We start from the raw sequence: 14,775 nt of genomic DNA on the forward strand, positions 1-14,775 counted from the left end.
AGGTGAAACGGCCGAAAGCCGTCCTGTGGCGGCGCGGCGCGGTTCAGTCCGAGAAATATAGAGAAAGTATGGCGAAATCATATACTTTCCTATATTTCAAGAAAATGATGGCTTTTTACATCCTGGGGAGGACAGATGCATTATAAAAATAGGTTCAGGGAGGCTAAACCGCATGACCATGCAATGGCTACCTCGTTCAAGGCAAATGCTTAAGCTGGCAACATCTGTTTTTGTAACCGCTTTAATGGTAATATTGATTCCTCACATCGCTTCAGCTTACACGCTTTCCGACAGCAATTTCAACATTTCCACCGGAACAAACGGAGAAATCAATTCGCTTCGCCTGACGGGAGACACCTTCAACACGCAATATGTGATGAACCCGACAGTAACGCCGAATCAGAACACCGCCGATCACCAGTGGCTGGGCGAGCTCATGTTCAAGTACCGCTTCGGCACAGGAGCTTGGCAGACGGCACTGACACAAAGCTCCACCGATGGCAGAACGCAAAGCCAGACGGGCAACAATGTCACGATTACTTACCAGAATTCGACGAATGCAAATGGCGTCAAAAACTTCAAGCTGGTTAATACGTATTCGCTCGTAAACGATTATTTTTTATGGAAAATCGAACTGACGAATACGAGTACGCAAACGATTGAATTTGGCGACGTCGGTTTGCCATTGCCGTTCAATGAATTTTGGACGGGCGGCAGCAACGAGCAAATTTATGAAACACGTGTGCTTACCCACTCCTTTGTCGGCAACAACAGCTCCTATATTACAGCAGCACGGCCAAGCGGAATTGGCCCTTATTTGCTGATGGTTCCTGATGCGAGCACAGGAGCAGGCTTTGAATACCAGGACCGCTGGAGAGTCGAGGAGCATCCGGGCAGCAAATGGGCGATGGATCAAGGCGGCTGGATTGAAGGCCTTAACGTTTTCTACATCCACTCCAATGTGATCAAAAGCACGAATCGCGGCTATTTGCCGAATACGAGCCTGACGCTCGCACCAGGCGCAAGCAAAACGTATGCATTTAAATTTTTCAAAGTAGCCAACGAAAATGATGTGAAGGATCGTCTTTACAACGAGGGCCATATCGATGTAACGGTCGTTCCGGGCATGATCGTGCCAACGAACCAAACGGCTAAATTCGATCTGCATACGACGAAAACGATCAATTCGATTACAGCGCAATACCCGTCCGATACGACGATTACGTCACTCGGTACAACGGGCACGAATCATAAGCTGTATTCGATTACGATGAACAAGCTGGGACAGAATCTGATAACGGTCAACTATGGAAGCGGGGAAAAGACGGTTCTGCAGTTTTATGCGATTGAACCCGTTGATGCAGCGCTCCAGCGGCATTCCACCTTCATGGTGAACAGCACGCAGTGGAACGTTCCGGGCGATATTCGCGACAAGGTGTTTGACGACTGGATGATGGATACAAACTCCAAACGCAATATTTTCAACGGCTATTGGGGCTGGGGCGATGATTGGGGTTACACCCATGCACAGTTCTTAGCGGAGAAAAATGTTCAAACCCCCGTTGCCTCCGAGGTTACGGCGCTTGACGATTATTTGACGGTCGCTATTTGGGGCAGGCTGATGGCGCAGCATCAGACGGATTATTTGATCCACGACTTCCTGATGCCGGAGCCAAATGACACGCCAACCTACCGCGGCTACGCTTATCCGCATATTTACAACACGTATTTCAGCATGTACAAAATCGCTAAGCTGTATCCGAATTTGATTACGTATGATAACCCGAAAAACACCTATCTGCTGCGGGCTTATAACATTTTCAACGCCCTGTACGGATCAGGTGTCGCATACAACTGGAACACGGGCCTAATGGGCGAAATGACGACGCCGGACATTATTAAGGCGCTTCAGGACGAGGGCTACACGGCGGAAGCGAATAATTTGATCGCTAAAATGGCGACCAAATACAATAATTTCGCGAACACGACGTATCCTTACGGCTCAGAGTACAACTACGACAATACGGGCGAAGAAGCGGTTTACACGCTTGCCAAAATGAACAACAACAATACGATGAAAAGCAAAATCAATATGAAAACGCGGGCAGCACGCGGTCATATGCCGGTCTGGTATTATTATGCCGATCCGGTGACGATTACCGGCGAGAACTGGTGGAATTTCCAGTACACGGTATCGCTCGCAGGTTATGCGATGGACGATTGGGTTCGCAATAACTCGACCAACGCAGAAGTTGAGCAGCGTTTGTCCTATGCAGCTAAAATCGCAAACGTCGGCGCGATCAACTCCGGTCAGATCAGCGCCGACGCAGCAGATCTTGGTGCTGTAGCCTGGACGTATCAAGCGGAAAAAGGCAACTATGCAGCACTAGGAGTAGGCGGCGGCGCTTTGCAGAACGGCTGGCGCGGCATGGCGGGAGAAGCAGATCTGGGCTTGTTCGGCGCCATTAAAATTTTGAGCTCCGACGTAGCCGTTGATCCTATTTTCGGCGTCTACTGTTATGGCTGCGATGCAACCGACAATAGCACCAGCTACACGGTTGTGCCGAAGGACGGCGTATTCCAACGCCTCAACCTTATTACTGAGAAATTTGGCATGGAGCTGGAGCGCGACAAAATTGCAACAGCAACGATTACGAAGGCCAAAAACAATGTAAAATTCAATTTGAAAAGCTCGACTTCTGGAACGGCGCATACAACGAAAGTAACGTTCAAAGGCTTGGCAGCTGGCTATTATAATATTTTGGTTAACAATGCTGTAGCTGGCGGAGTAAACGTTTCAAGCAGCGGAGCAGCTGTGATTACCCTCAACATTGGTACGGCTGCAACGTATGACATTGAGCTTGCGCAAGGAACAGCGCCAACGAATACAGCACCGATTGTAAGTGCGGGCACAGCAGGCACGTTCACGCTGCCATCGCCAGTTGCTCTGGCTGGAACAGCAACGGATGATGGTTTGCCTTCTGGCACTTTGACGAGCGTCTGGACGCTTGTTAGCGGTCCAGGAACGGCTGTATTCGCAAACGCAGCAGCTGTAAATACGACGGCGACGGTGTCGACGGCGGGAACTTATGTATTCAGGCTTACGGCAAGTGACGGCAGCTTGACCGCGAATGCAACGGTTACGCATACGGTTAACCCTGCGGCTCCTTTGCCAGAGGTCATTGTGAACTACTTGTTTAATCAGACAAGCGGAACGACAGCGACAGATTCCTCAGGCAATGGGAAAAATGCAACGTTATCCGGCACGACGGCATGGGTAGCGGGGCATTCCGGCAATGCGCTCGACCTTAACGGCACGAGCGGCTATGCGTCCTTGCCGACGGGCATCGTCAGCGCTGTAAATGATTTTACGATTTCGACATGGGTCAAATTAGATACCATTAGCGACTGGTCGCGCATTTTCGATTTTGGCACAGGAACGAATGCCAATATGTTCTTGACGCCGCGTGCTGGCGGCAGCGGGCTGCGCTTTGCCATTACGTCAAGCGGCAATGGCGCGGAGCAGCAGCTTAATGCAACAGCATTGCCAACGGGCGTCTGGAAGCATGTTGCAGTGACGCTTTCGGGCACGACGGGCAGAATGTACGTCGATGGGGTGCAGGTTGCAATTAATACATCGATGACCTTAAAGCCATCAAGCCTTGGCAATACGAATTTGAATTACCTCGGCAAATCCCAATATGGCGATCCGTATTTGGATGGAGCTTTGGATGATTTCAAAATTTACAGCCGTGCGTTAAGCGCTACGGAAATCGGTTCCATATTCAGCGGTTCCTCGCTGGCTGCGGATATTTCAGAGCAAGGCACACTGACGACTTCGCAGGATGAAGCGCAAGGTGTGGACGCAGGAACGGAGTCCAGCGGTGAACAGACAGAGAGCCAGCCTGGTACTGCTACTGGTGCGGTGACACCAGCAGCGGCAGTTGGGCTGCATTTGCTGCGGCTTGTCGCACTAAGTACGGAAGCTCCTTCAGCAACCGAGGCACCGAGTGTTCCTGCTCTTGGTTCAGAGGCTGTTGAAGCGCCTGTTCAATGGGCGCAATACGAGTTTGCCCAAGACTACACGATTAGCAGCATTCGTGTTCATTGGAACGATGGTGAAGGTACGATTAAGCTGCCGGAGCAATATTCCGTTCAATATTGGGACGGCGAGCAATGGCTTGACGTAGCGGAAGCATCGGGTCTTGGTTTGAAGGCGAATGAAGACAATGAAACGAGCTTTACGCCGGTGAAGACGAATAAAATTCGCATTCTTATTCCTGGCGATGAGTCGGTGCTAACTGGTCTCCAATCTTGGAAGGTATTTGGTTATTAAAAGTATGAAATGGCGTTTAGAAGCGAATTTACAATAATAATATATTTGCTTTAGAATAGCCATTGCCCACGTTGAAAAGCGGGGCATAATCCCTATAGGGCTTGCAGTAGGAGAGCTTATCTGTCAAGATAAGCTCCTCGCCGCAGCCATATAGGGATTTTTTTATGAAAAATGCGGGTGCCATTTTTCTATATCTGTATGATAAGATGTTCAGGGTGGACGAGGTTTTTTTAGAAAACGGGTGGATGGAGCGAGTGGAGTGAAGGGTTGGTCTGGAGAAACGGAGTGTTCGCTTTTGGTGTGGATTATCTTCCGATGAAGTTTTTATAATTCAGGAAAATCAACACCAACGGCGATCGGAAGACCAACCTTTCGCGGAGCGAAGCACCAGTCCCCCGGTATTATAATAAACGAGTGGCAAAGAACACGAGGAGTGGTTGGCGTGAACAGCTTTCGAAATCGGCTGACGATTATTATGATTTTAATGATTGCTTTATCCGTTACGGCGGCCGGACTTATTATGGCAAATACGTTTAAGCAAAATCATATTAGTGCGTTGGAAGACAATATGGTACGGGAAATGCACATCATTTTGGCGAAAATGGAATGGAAGCAGGGCACGCTGAGCGAGGTGGAGCCTTATTTTACCGAGGAAGCAAAAAGTCTTAAAGGCTTCACCGGCGCCCGAGTCACATTTATTTCCGGTGATGGCGTCGTGCTGGGCGACTCGGATCATGAAGTGTCCACGATGGACAATCACAACAGCCGCTCGGAGGTTGCCGAAGCGCGCGAGGACGGCGTTGGCCGAACGATCAGGAAAAGCGATACGCTGCATCAGAATCTGCTTTATGTGGCGATATTGACGGATAGCAGCAATCCGAACTCCAATGTTATCCGATTGGCCATGAGCCTAAGTGAAGTCGAGCAAAGCATCCGCAACGTATGGACGGTTATTGGCGGCGGGCTGCTGCTGCTGTTTTTGGCTGCTGCCTTTGTCAGCTACCGCATTGCGCTCAGCCTGACGCGGCCGCTTGAGCAAATTACAAGCGTCGCGAAGCGGATTAAAAATATGGATTATCAGGCGCGCGTGGTAGTAGCCAAGCAGGATGAGATTGGCGAGCTTGGCAATGCGATTAACGCCATGGCGGACAGCCTGCAGGTGCAAATGACGCAAATCCGCCAAAATGAAAGCCAGCTGGAAAGCGTGCTGGACAATATGATCAACGGCGTCGTCATGATCGACCGTACCGGACGTTTCGTCCTGATGAACAGACATGCAGAGGAATTGCTCGGCTTCTCGGCACGCGAGCTCGTAGGGCGCCATTACGCCGAAGGCAAGCAGCAATTTGAGCTAGCCCAAATGATTCAGGAGGGGCTGGAGACGCACGAGCATATCCGCGAGGAGGTTACGTTCTATTTTCCCGAGGAGCGGCTGCTGGAGCTGAATCTGGTGCCGATTGAGCAAGAGGGGGAAGAATATGAGGGCATGCTGCTCGTGCTGCAGGATGTGACCGCCATTCGCCGCCTGGAGCGGATGCGCAGCGAGTTCGTAGCGAATGTATCGCATGAGCTGAAAACGCCAATTACGGCGATTAAAGGCTTCGCAGAGACGCTGATTGCAGGAGCTGTCGATGATGCGGAAACGTCACGTTCGTTTCTGCAAATTATTTTTGACGAGAGCGATCGGTTGAACCGGTTGATCGGAGATATACTGGAGCTGTCGAAAATCGAGTCGCGGCGGGTTCCGCTTTATTTTTCACCGGTCAATATGGATGCATTTATGGATAAAACGCTCAAGCTGCTGGAGGCGGAGGCATCGCGCAAGGTGATTGAGCTGAAAATGGACCTGGAAGCAGGCCTATATATGGAAGCGGATGAAGACCGGCTGCGGCAAATAGTGATGAATTTGCTTTCGAACGGCATCAACTATACGCCAGAGGGCGGGCGGGTGACCGTGAAAATGGAAGGCATAAACGAGGACCATATCCGCATACGTATCAGCGACACGGGAATCGGCATTCCGAAGAAGGATTTGCCGCGCATCTTTGAGCGCTTCTACCGGGTAGACAAGGCGCGTTCGCGCAGTTCAGGCGGCACGGGGCTTGGCTTGTCGATCGTTAAGCATTTGATCGAGCTGCACAAAGGAACGATTTCCGTAACGAGCGAGGTGGGCCGTGGAACGACATTTATTATTGAGCTGCCCGTGCTTCAGCAGTAGCGGTTTCACACTTAGCGCAAAAGGTTTACCACTTCTATATAATTTCATGTTAGAATAAGGTTGAATAAATGCAATAATGCTGGAGGTTACCATGTCGCATAAAGTGCTTGTCATTGAAGACGAACCGACACTCGCTAGGCTTCTGTCATACAATTTGACGCAGGAAGGCTACGAAATTACGGTCGCCGATCATGGTGGAGAAGGTTTGCAAACGGCGCTGCAGCGCAGCTTCGATCTTATTATTTTAGATATTATGCTGCCGGGAATGAACGGCTTCGACATTTTAAATCGCCTGCGTCAAAATGGCCTGCGGACGCCGGTCATTATTTTGACAGCCCGCAATGCCGAGGAAGAAGTCGTGCAAGGCTTGAAGCATGGTGCGGATGACTATATTACTAAGCCGTTCGGCGTTGCCGAGCTGCTGGCGCGCGTATCTGCGGTGCTGCGCCGGACTCAGCTTCAGGACGATAACATGATGCCTGAAACGACAGAGAAGATCATTACAGCGGGCGAGCTGTCGATCTATCCGGATAAGTATGAGGTCGTGCTGGATGGGGAATCGATCCCGCTGCGTCCGAAGGAATTTGAAGTGCTGCTGTATCTTGTCCAGCGGCCAGGCATGGTTATTACGCGCGACGATTTGATGAATGTTGTGTGGGGCTTCGATTACATTGGCGGTCAGCGTACCGTAGATGTGCACGTCAGCTCGCTTCGCAAAAAGCTGGAGCTTGGACAGCAGTCGGTGCAAATCGAATCGATTCGCGGCGTCGGCTATAAGCTCGTTATGCACAAAAAGCTTGTCACACCTAAAAGTTAAGGTGGACAAGCTTTTTTTATCGTTCGTTAGGGACGCGTGCGGCGGCTCGGTGAGGAAGGGCTGTGCTGCGCTGCGTGAAAGGTTTGGCTTACGATCGCCATTGCTGCCCAATTTCTCTAAACAATGCTCCGCATCGTTGAAATTGGGCAGCAAAAGCGAACGCTTCGCTTCTCCAGCTCAAACCTTTCACTCCCCTCCACACCAGCCCCACCTCTCCTCGCGCTCCCTAAAAATCAATAAAAAAAGCAAAGTCTGTAAAGCAGGAAGAGCGAAAGTGCAAAAGACAAAGAGCAAAGAGCAAAGACTAAGAACAAAGAGCAAAAGACTAAGAGCTTAACAACCGAAGACGAAAATGGTAACCCAAAATCAGAGAAGCTATTAGCTTTAGCTGCGGTCCCATTCCAGCATTTTTCGCTGGAACTGCTTGGGGGAGCAGTCGTTGTATTTTTTGAAGGTTTTATAAAAATGGGCCATATTCGGCATGCCAATCCGCTCGCCTACGTCGGCAATGCTTAAATCCTTCGTGAGCAAAATACGCTCCGCCCACTTGATTTTGCGGTAATTGACGTATTCGGTGAAGGAAAGGCCAATCGTTTTTTTGAAAAACTTAACGAAATAATAGTAGCTCATATTCACAATTCGGCACATGTCCTCGACCTGAATGCGCTCGCCCAAATTGTTTTCGACATAGTCAAGGACAGGCTTGAGCCGGATATGGTCAAAATCATCCCGCCTGGCCAGGATGCGCTGGCTATCGCCGCGCAGCATCAGCAGCAGCAGCTGCTTGATCTGGATGCTGACGGCGATTTCATAGCCGGTTTCCTTGTGGGTTGCTTCATGCAGCAGCTTAGTAATTGCTTCGCTTGCCTGCTGCCGGATGGCTTTATTTTCACGAAAAATATAATTGGCGCGGCTCAGTGGATTTTGCGTCTCGGAAAAATAGCGGATATAAGGTATGGTGCTGTTGTCGAAAAAATCCTCGAGATTAAATTGCAGCACTATATAGTCCAGCTTGCCTTTATTGCGGTCGCGATGCAGCTGGCTTGAGCCAAGCACAACAATGTCTCCGCTTTCAAGATCAAAGCTGTCGTCCTCAATATCGATCTTGAGACTGCCATTAATAATATAAATGAGCTCCAGCTGTTTGTGATAATGCCATTTGATCAATTCGCTGGTTGAGCGCTGTGTTCGAAAAATTCGGATAGAAAGCAACGGGTTCTCGTAAGGAACCTGCTCGTTAAAAGCTTCCAAGGGTGCTCCTCCTTCAGGGAACGAAATCGATTGTTGGTACCGGGAGGCAATATGATTTATTGTAGAGGGGATAGGACTGAAAGGCAAGAGCAGGAAAGCAGGAACATCATGAATTCTGGAAAATGGAGGATTATAACATGAAACCAAAAGTATTTATTTCGAGCAAAATACCCCCAGAGGTGAAAAACTACCTCGATGAGCATTGCGAATGCCGGATGTGGGAGGGCGAGCAGGGGATTACCGGCGCGCAGCTGGCGGAAGAAATTAGCGAAGTGGAAGGTCTGCTTGCTGCGGGCAACGCAATCAGCGAGCGTCTGCTATCGGCGGCGCCGAAGCTGAAAGTCGTCAGCAACATTTCCGTCGGCTACAACCATAATGATCTGGATGCGATGAAAAAACGCGGCATTATCGGTACACATACGCCCTACGTGCTAGACGATACGGTGGCAGATTTGACGATGGCGCTCATGCTGGCTGCAGCCCGCCGGGTGGCGGAGCTTGATAAGCTCGTTCGCGCAGGTGAGTGGAAGCGCGGCATCGGTACGTCCTTGTTCGGCATTGATGTTCATCACGCCAAGCTTGGCATTATAGGCATGGGCCGCATTGGGGAAACGATTGCCAGACGTGCAAAATACGGCTTCGATATGGAAGTCAGCTATTATAATCGTTCGCGCAAGCCAGACTTCGAACAGCAGCTTGGCGTTCAGTACAGCCCGCTTGATCAACTGCTCCAAGAGTCGGATTTTATCGTGCTGATGACGCCGCTAACGCCGGAGACTAAGCATATGATCGGCAAGGAGCAGTTTGCCATGATGAAGCGCAGTGCCATCTTTATTAACTGCTCGCGTGGGGAGACGGTTGATGAGGCGGCGCTCATTGAGGCGCTGAGAAACGGAACGATACGCGGCGCAGGGCTGGATGTTTTTGAAAAAGAGCCGGTTATGCAAGACAATCCGCTGCTCCAGCTCGACAATGCAGTGCTGCTGCCGCATATTGGCTCGGCTACCCATCAGACGAGATACAATATGGCAATGCTTGCAGCGCGCAATCTTGTGGATGGCCTTTATGGACGTGAGCCGCAATATGTGATTCCTGAGCTGAAGTAGTATTTTTTCATTCCTTTATTCATTCAATGAATAGCAACTTTATTTGTCGTTACTAAATAAGGCCGGTATGCTCACTCTTAGGAGCAGCTACCGGCCTTTTTGCATGCGATTAAAACTATACGCCGATCATCTACTGGAGCAATCGGTTAATTTTTGTACGAGCTAGCCAAGCTGACCAAGTAGTAGATGAGGAGACCGAAAATGATGGCAAGCCCCAAATTGATGAATCCGAATACGAGATAGAGTGTCCGTGTGCCTGAATCGACCAGAAAAGCGGCGATGAGTTGAACAATCGCAGGAATAAGAAAAGCCAGCCAACAATATGCAAGACCCTTCTCCCAGCGGAAGCTGGCCCACACTAGCCCGCACGAGAAGGGAAGCAAGATCCAGGTCAATATGGTTTCCAGCATTTCAATACGAAGCTTCACGCTCCCTCGCGTTTAATTATGCTGAGCAGATATCGGCTTATTAAATGTTGCTGACTAAGTATCTCTAAAAAATTGCTAATCTGTATTTTAGTTGGTCTGCTGCTCAAACTCTGCTCTAATGCGTGCCAGCAAAGCTGGATCGTTATACACATCCGCAGCGGTGGCAGCGAGCATTTTCGCCCCGAAGATCATGCGCTCCAGCGCGCGCTCTGTAATGGCTGCGTCACGAAACCCTTCCGTATGCAGCAGCAAGCGCTCCTCGACGATTTTCACATAAGGATGAATAGCTGGGCAGTGCGTGGAAACATTGCCGAGGTCAACCGAGCCATGGTCCTTGCCGATTTGAATTTCGCCAACCTGAATGCCTGCCGCAAGCAGGTTGGCGGAAAATTGCTCCGACAGTGCTTCATTCGTGCGCAGCTCATCATAAGACAGCTCATAATTGTTGGTGCGCAGCTCGCAGCCGGTTTGCAGGGCGGCTCCTTCGGCGCAGCGAAGCACCTTTGCGGTCAACTCGTTCGTATACGTGCGCGAAGCCGAGCGAATATAAAATTTTGCCGAGGCATAATCGGGGATAATGTTGGGCGCCTTGCCCCCATTGTCGATAATGCCGTGAATGCGCGTATCACTGCGGGTTTGCTGGCGCAAGGCATTGACGCTGTTGAACAGCTGAATGACCGCATCGAGCGCATTAATACCCTCATAAGGGCTGGCTGCCGCATGAGCAGCCGCTCCTGTAAATTCGAACTGCACGGCATCCATCGCCAGCGATTCGCCGGATTTTTCAAACGTATGGTAAGGATGCGCCATCAAGGCGAAATCGCAATCATCGAACAAGCCAGCTTCTGCCATCGGCACTTTAGCACCCTTCGTTTCTTCCGCAGGCGTCCCATAGACGCGAATGCTTCCCGCTTCTAAAACCGATTTCAAGCCGACTGCGGCGCCGATGCTCATCATGCAGATGAGGTGATGACCGCAGGCATGACCGATTTCCGGCAATGCGTCATATTCGCAGAGGAAAGCGGCAATCGGGCCAGGCTTTCCCGTATCATAGGTGGCGATGAAAGCAGTAGCCAGCCCAAGCGTGCCCCGCTCAACGCTAAAGCCTTGACGCTCAAGCTCCGCGCACAGCGCTGCCGAGGCTTCAAATTCCTCATGTCCAAGCTCTGGATTCGCAAAAATCGAACGGGAAATCGCCTTAAAGCCCTCGCTATGACGCTCGATTTCCTCAAAAATCGTAGGTTTATTCAACATCCTCTTCATTCCTTTCTAAGCAACCACTTGTAACCACATCATAAATAAAGCAGATGCTGGCATTATAACATGCCGCGCAGTCTGCTAGATAGCCAGCGGCACCCATCGGCATACGCGGGGGGCAAGCTGAACAAGCTAATCAACCACAGTAGAACCACAGTAGAACCACAGTAGAACCACAGTACAAGCGTCTGTTCCCAGAGTTGTGCGAATAGCTGGCTTAACGCATGCCGTGCATTTTTTTAAACTGCTCGGGTCCAACACCTTCCAGCCGCTTGAAGACGGAGCTGAAATAGCTGGCGCTGTCGAAGCCGGACAGCTTGGCGATTTCCTGCATTTTCAGCGTGCTCTCACGGAACATCAGCTGCTTGCTGCGGCTAATTCGCTCGCGGTTCACGTATTCCATCGGCCGCATGCGCATCGCTTTTTTAAACAATAGGCATAAATATTGCGGCGTCACATTAATCGCCCCTGCTAAATCCTCAATCGTAATGAGGCTGCCGGCATGCGCTTCAATATATTGAATGACGGGATGGAGCCGCGATAGGCTTTGATGCGCCGAATGGGAGCTGACACGAACAACCTTCAAGAGATCAAGCAGCATCGCATAGAGCAGTTTGGAGCATTCCAGGCCGAGAAAAGGACGGTCCGACTGCGACATCGCATATATGCTGCGCATATGTGAAATTAATACTTCTCCGTCTGCTGTTGCATAGACGCCGGATTCAGTAATGCCGGCCTGCTCGAACAACGTTTCGCACAGGCTGCCGCCAAAGCTGACAAAATGCACATCCCACGGCTCGCGGGTCGCATAATAACGATGCGGCACTCCGGGGAACAGGCAGAAGCCTTGGCCATTTTTCACCGAATAGCTTTTTTCTCCGATAATAAGCTCGCCTTCCCCAGAAGCAACCTGCAGCCATTGATAGTGGGGAAAGCCGTTCATGCGATCGATCGTCTCCTGATTGCCCCAATGTCCGATTATGTCGACGTAAAGCGGCAGCGCAAGCTCGGTATCCGTTACAAGCGGGAATGCGATTGTATCCATATGCTGCACATCCTGTTTCATATTTTTATAGAGATAAGAATATTGTGAGATTTAGTTTCAATAAAACGAAATATATAATATGAATATAGTTAAAGAATGAGCGTTCGTCAAACGAATGCCGCTATTACAGGAGGTTACACAGATGAGCAGCAAATTTCCACCAATCAGCTCGAAAATTCCCCAAATGCTTCATGGCGCGGATTATAATCCGGACCAGTGGCTTAAATATCCTCATATTTTAGAGGAAGATATTCGTTTAATGAAATTGTCGCACAGCAATGTCATGTCGGTTGGCATTTTTGGCTGGGTTGCGCTGGAGCCAGAGGAAGGCGTCTTCACTTTTGAGTGGATGGATCAATTGCTCGACCGCTTTGCGGCCAACGGCATTTATGCACTGCTTGCAACGCCGAGCGGAGCGAGACCGGCATGGATGTCGTCCAAATACCCGGAAGTGCTCCGTGTAGATGAGAACGGCATTCGCAATCTGCATGGCGCACGTCATAATCACTGCTTCTCCTCTCCGGTCTACCGCGAGAAAGTGCAAATTATGAATACGAAGCTTGCTGAGCGTTATTCGAGCCATCCGGCTGTTATTGGCTGGCATATTTCCAATGAGTTCGGCGGCGAATGCCATTGCGACCTGTGCGCAGAGGCGTTCCGCGGCTGGCTGCAGCAGCGTTATGGCACACTTGAGGCATTGAATGATGCTTGGTGGACGACGTTCTGGAGTCATACGTATACCGATTGGAGCCAAGTCGATACGCCAACGCGGCGCGGAGAACGGGCGGTTCACGGCATGAATGTGGACTGGATGCGTTTTGTTACGGACCAGACGGTGGACTTCTGCCGCAAGGAAATGGAGCCGCTTCGCGCAATCAACCCGGAGCTGCCAATTACAACTAATTTTATGCTCGACTTTGAAGGGCTTAATTATTGGAAATTTGCAGATATGCTCGATATGATTTCGTGGGATGCTTATCCGACTTGGCACAGCCTGGAGAGCGATAGCGAGCTGGCGGCTTGGATCGGCTTCAACCATGACATTTTCCGCTCGCTCAAAGGCGGCAAGCCATTTATGCTGATGGAAAGCACGCCAAGCATGACGAACTGGCAGCCGGTCAGCAAGCTGAAGAAGCCGGGCATGCATTTGCTTTCTTCCATGCAGGCCGTTGCCCATGGCTCGGATACGGTGCAATATTTCCAATGGCGCAAAAGCCGCGGCTCCAGCGAGAAGCTGCATGGCTCGGTCGTTGACCATGTCGGACATGAGCATACCCGCGTATTTAAAGATGTAACGGATGTAGGCCATGCGCTTACACAGCTTGGGGGAGTCGTAGGAACATCGGTTAAGCCGGAAGTCGCGATCATTTACGATTGGGAAAACCGCTGGGCGGTCAAAGACTCCCAAGGCCCGCGCAACTGCGGCATTCATTACGAGGAGACGGCGCGCAAGCATTACCGTCCGTTCTGGGAGCTAGGTATTCCGGTCGATATTATCGATTCCGAATGCGCATTGGACTCTTATAAAATCGTGATCGCTCCTATGCTGTACATGGTACGTCCAGGTGTGGGCGAGGCTATTGAGAAGTTTGTTGAAAATGGCGGCACGTTTATTGCGACTTACTGGACCGGCATCGTGAACGAAAGCGATCTATGCTTCCTGACGGGCTTCCCAGGGCCGCTTCGCAAAACGCTCGGCATCTGGTCGGAGGAAATTGATTCCCTTCATGACGGCGAGACGAATCGCGTAGTCATGACGGAAGGCAATGCACTGGGCTTGTCCGGCGAGTACGAAGCGCATGAGCTGTGCGACCTTATTCACCTTGAAGGAGCAGAGGCGCTAGCCGTATACGGAGAAGATTTCTATGCTGGCCGTCCGGCATTGACGGTGAACCGCTTGGGCAAGGGGAAAGCGTATTATGTAGCTTCCCGCAACAAAGAACCATTTTTCACAGATTTCTTCAAGACGCTTGTGGAGCAGGAGGGCATTCGCAAAGTGCTCGATACCGAGCTGCCTGAAGGCGTGACTGCGCAGCTGCGTGGCGATGGGGAGTCGGACTATGTATTCGTATCCAACTTCACGCCGCAAGAGCAGCAGGTAGTGCTCGATAGCCATTCCTATGAGGATGTTTTGAATGGTGGTCAAGCGGAGTCTGCACTCACACTTGCTGCGTATGATGTTCGGATTTTAAAACGTAAATCTCGTTAATCGTTTCAAAATGATGAGAGAGCCGCGAACCTCGTTCGCGGTTCTTTTGTGCTGGAATACGCTTTATTGAATTTTAAAATATGAGAAACGTTGAATATGGTTCTAAAT

The 14,775-nt window shown here is 50.4% G+C and carries 9 protein-coding genes; 5 read left to right on the forward strand and 4 right to left on the reverse strand.

What is annotated here, in order from left to right; genetic code table 11:
• The first annotated feature begins 172 nt into the window (after positions 1 to 172).
• The 3 genes from AC50Y5_RS01375 to AC50Y5_RS01385 all read left to right on the forward strand — a co-directional run bounded on the left by AC50Y5_RS01375 (position 173) and on the right by AC50Y5_RS01385 (position 7,371).
• Positions 173 to 4,336, forward strand: a complete 4,164-nt coding sequence (locus AC50Y5_RS01375) for a DUF5695 domain-containing protein (RefSeq protein WP_494857955.1) — start codon at positions 173 to 175, stop codon at positions 4,334 to 4,336.
• A 442-nt stretch (positions 4,337 to 4,778) separates the two neighbouring features.
• Entirely contained in the window at positions 4,779 to 6,554 is a 1,776-nt protein-coding gene (pnpS, locus tag AC50Y5_RS01380) for a two-component system histidine kinase PnpS (protein ID WP_155972778.1), read from the forward strand.
• A gap of 91 nt (positions 6,555 to 6,645) precedes the next feature.
• The gene (locus tag AC50Y5_RS01385) at positions 6,646 to 7,371 is read left to right on the forward strand and encodes a response regulator transcription factor (protein ID WP_056030237.1); all 726 of its coding nucleotides are present in this window, start codon (positions 6,646 to 6,648) and stop codon (positions 7,369 to 7,371) included.
• 384 nt (positions 7,372 to 7,755) lie between these two features.
• Here the strand turns inward: AC50Y5_RS01385 and AC50Y5_RS01390 are convergent, their stop codons facing one another.
• A complete protein-coding gene (locus tag AC50Y5_RS01390) occupies positions 7,756 to 8,622 on the reverse strand; it encodes an AraC family transcriptional regulator (RefSeq protein WP_494857958.1) in 867 nt (288 codons plus the stop codon).
• Positions 8,623 to 8,759: 137 nt separating this feature from the next.
• Here AC50Y5_RS01390 and AC50Y5_RS01395 point away from each other — a divergent pair, with 137 nt between their 5' ends.
• Positions 8,760 to 9,728, forward strand: coding sequence for a 2-hydroxyacid dehydrogenase (locus tag AC50Y5_RS01395; protein WP_494857960.1), 969 nt, complete (start codon positions 8,760 to 8,762; stop codon positions 9,726 to 9,728).
• 146 nt (positions 9,729 to 9,874) lie between these two features.
• On the opposite strand, the gene AC50Y5_RS01400 is transcribed toward AC50Y5_RS01395, so the two are convergent.
• The 3 genes from AC50Y5_RS01400 to AC50Y5_RS01410 all read right to left on the reverse strand — a co-directional run bounded on the left by AC50Y5_RS01400 (position 9,875) and on the right by AC50Y5_RS01410 (position 12,458).
• The gene (locus AC50Y5_RS01400) at positions 9,875 to 10,156 is read right to left on the reverse strand and encodes a hypothetical protein (protein ID WP_494857962.1); all 282 of its coding nucleotides are present in this window, start codon (positions 10,154 to 10,156) and stop codon (positions 9,875 to 9,877) included.
• A gap of 87 nt (positions 10,157 to 10,243) precedes the next feature.
• Positions 10,244 to 11,410 (reverse strand): M20 family metallopeptidase, encoded by a 1,167-nt coding sequence (locus tag AC50Y5_RS01405; RefSeq protein ID WP_494857964.1) that lies wholly within the window; start codon positions 11,408 to 11,410, stop codon positions 10,244 to 10,246.
• A gap of 220 nt (positions 11,411 to 11,630) precedes the next feature.
• A complete protein-coding gene (locus AC50Y5_RS01410) occupies positions 11,631 to 12,458 on the reverse strand; it encodes an AraC family transcriptional regulator (protein WP_056030225.1) in 828 nt (275 codons plus the stop codon).
• A gap of 142 nt (positions 12,459 to 12,600) precedes the next feature.
• On the opposite strand from AC50Y5_RS01410, the gene AC50Y5_RS01415 reads away from it, so the two are divergent.
• Positions 12,601 to 14,667, forward strand: a complete 2,067-nt coding sequence (locus tag AC50Y5_RS01415) for a beta-galactosidase (protein WP_056030222.1) — start codon at positions 12,601 to 12,603, stop codon at positions 14,665 to 14,667.
• Positions 14,668 to 14,775 lie beyond the last annotated feature (108 nt).

Source organism: Paenibacillus sp. JT22N7, assembly GCF_059383875.1.

Bases quoted from the DNA above. Each gene is read 5' to 3' on its own strand.
- AC50Y5_RS01415 (WP_056030222.1), top strand. From the start codon at position 12,601: ATGAGCAGCAAATTTCCACCAATCAGCTCGAAAATTCCCCAAATGCTT.
- AC50Y5_RS01405 (WP_494857964.1), bottom strand. From the start codon at position 11,410: ATGTTGAATAAACCTACGATTTTTGAGGAAATCGAGCGTCATAGCGAG.
- AC50Y5_RS01375 (WP_494857955.1), top strand. From the start codon at position 173: ATGACCATGCAATGGCTACCTCGTTCAAGGCAAATGCTTAAGCTGGCA.
- AC50Y5_RS01410 (WP_056030225.1), bottom strand. From the start codon at position 12,458: ATGGATACAATCGCATTCCCGCTTGTAACGGATACCGAGCTTGCGCTG.
- AC50Y5_RS01395 (WP_494857960.1), top strand. From the start codon at position 8,760: ATGAAACCAAAAGTATTTATTTCGAGCAAAATACCCCCAGAGGTGAAA.
- AC50Y5_RS01385 (WP_056030237.1), top strand. From the start codon at position 6,646: ATGTCGCATAAAGTGCTTGTCATTGAAGACGAACCGACACTCGCTAGG.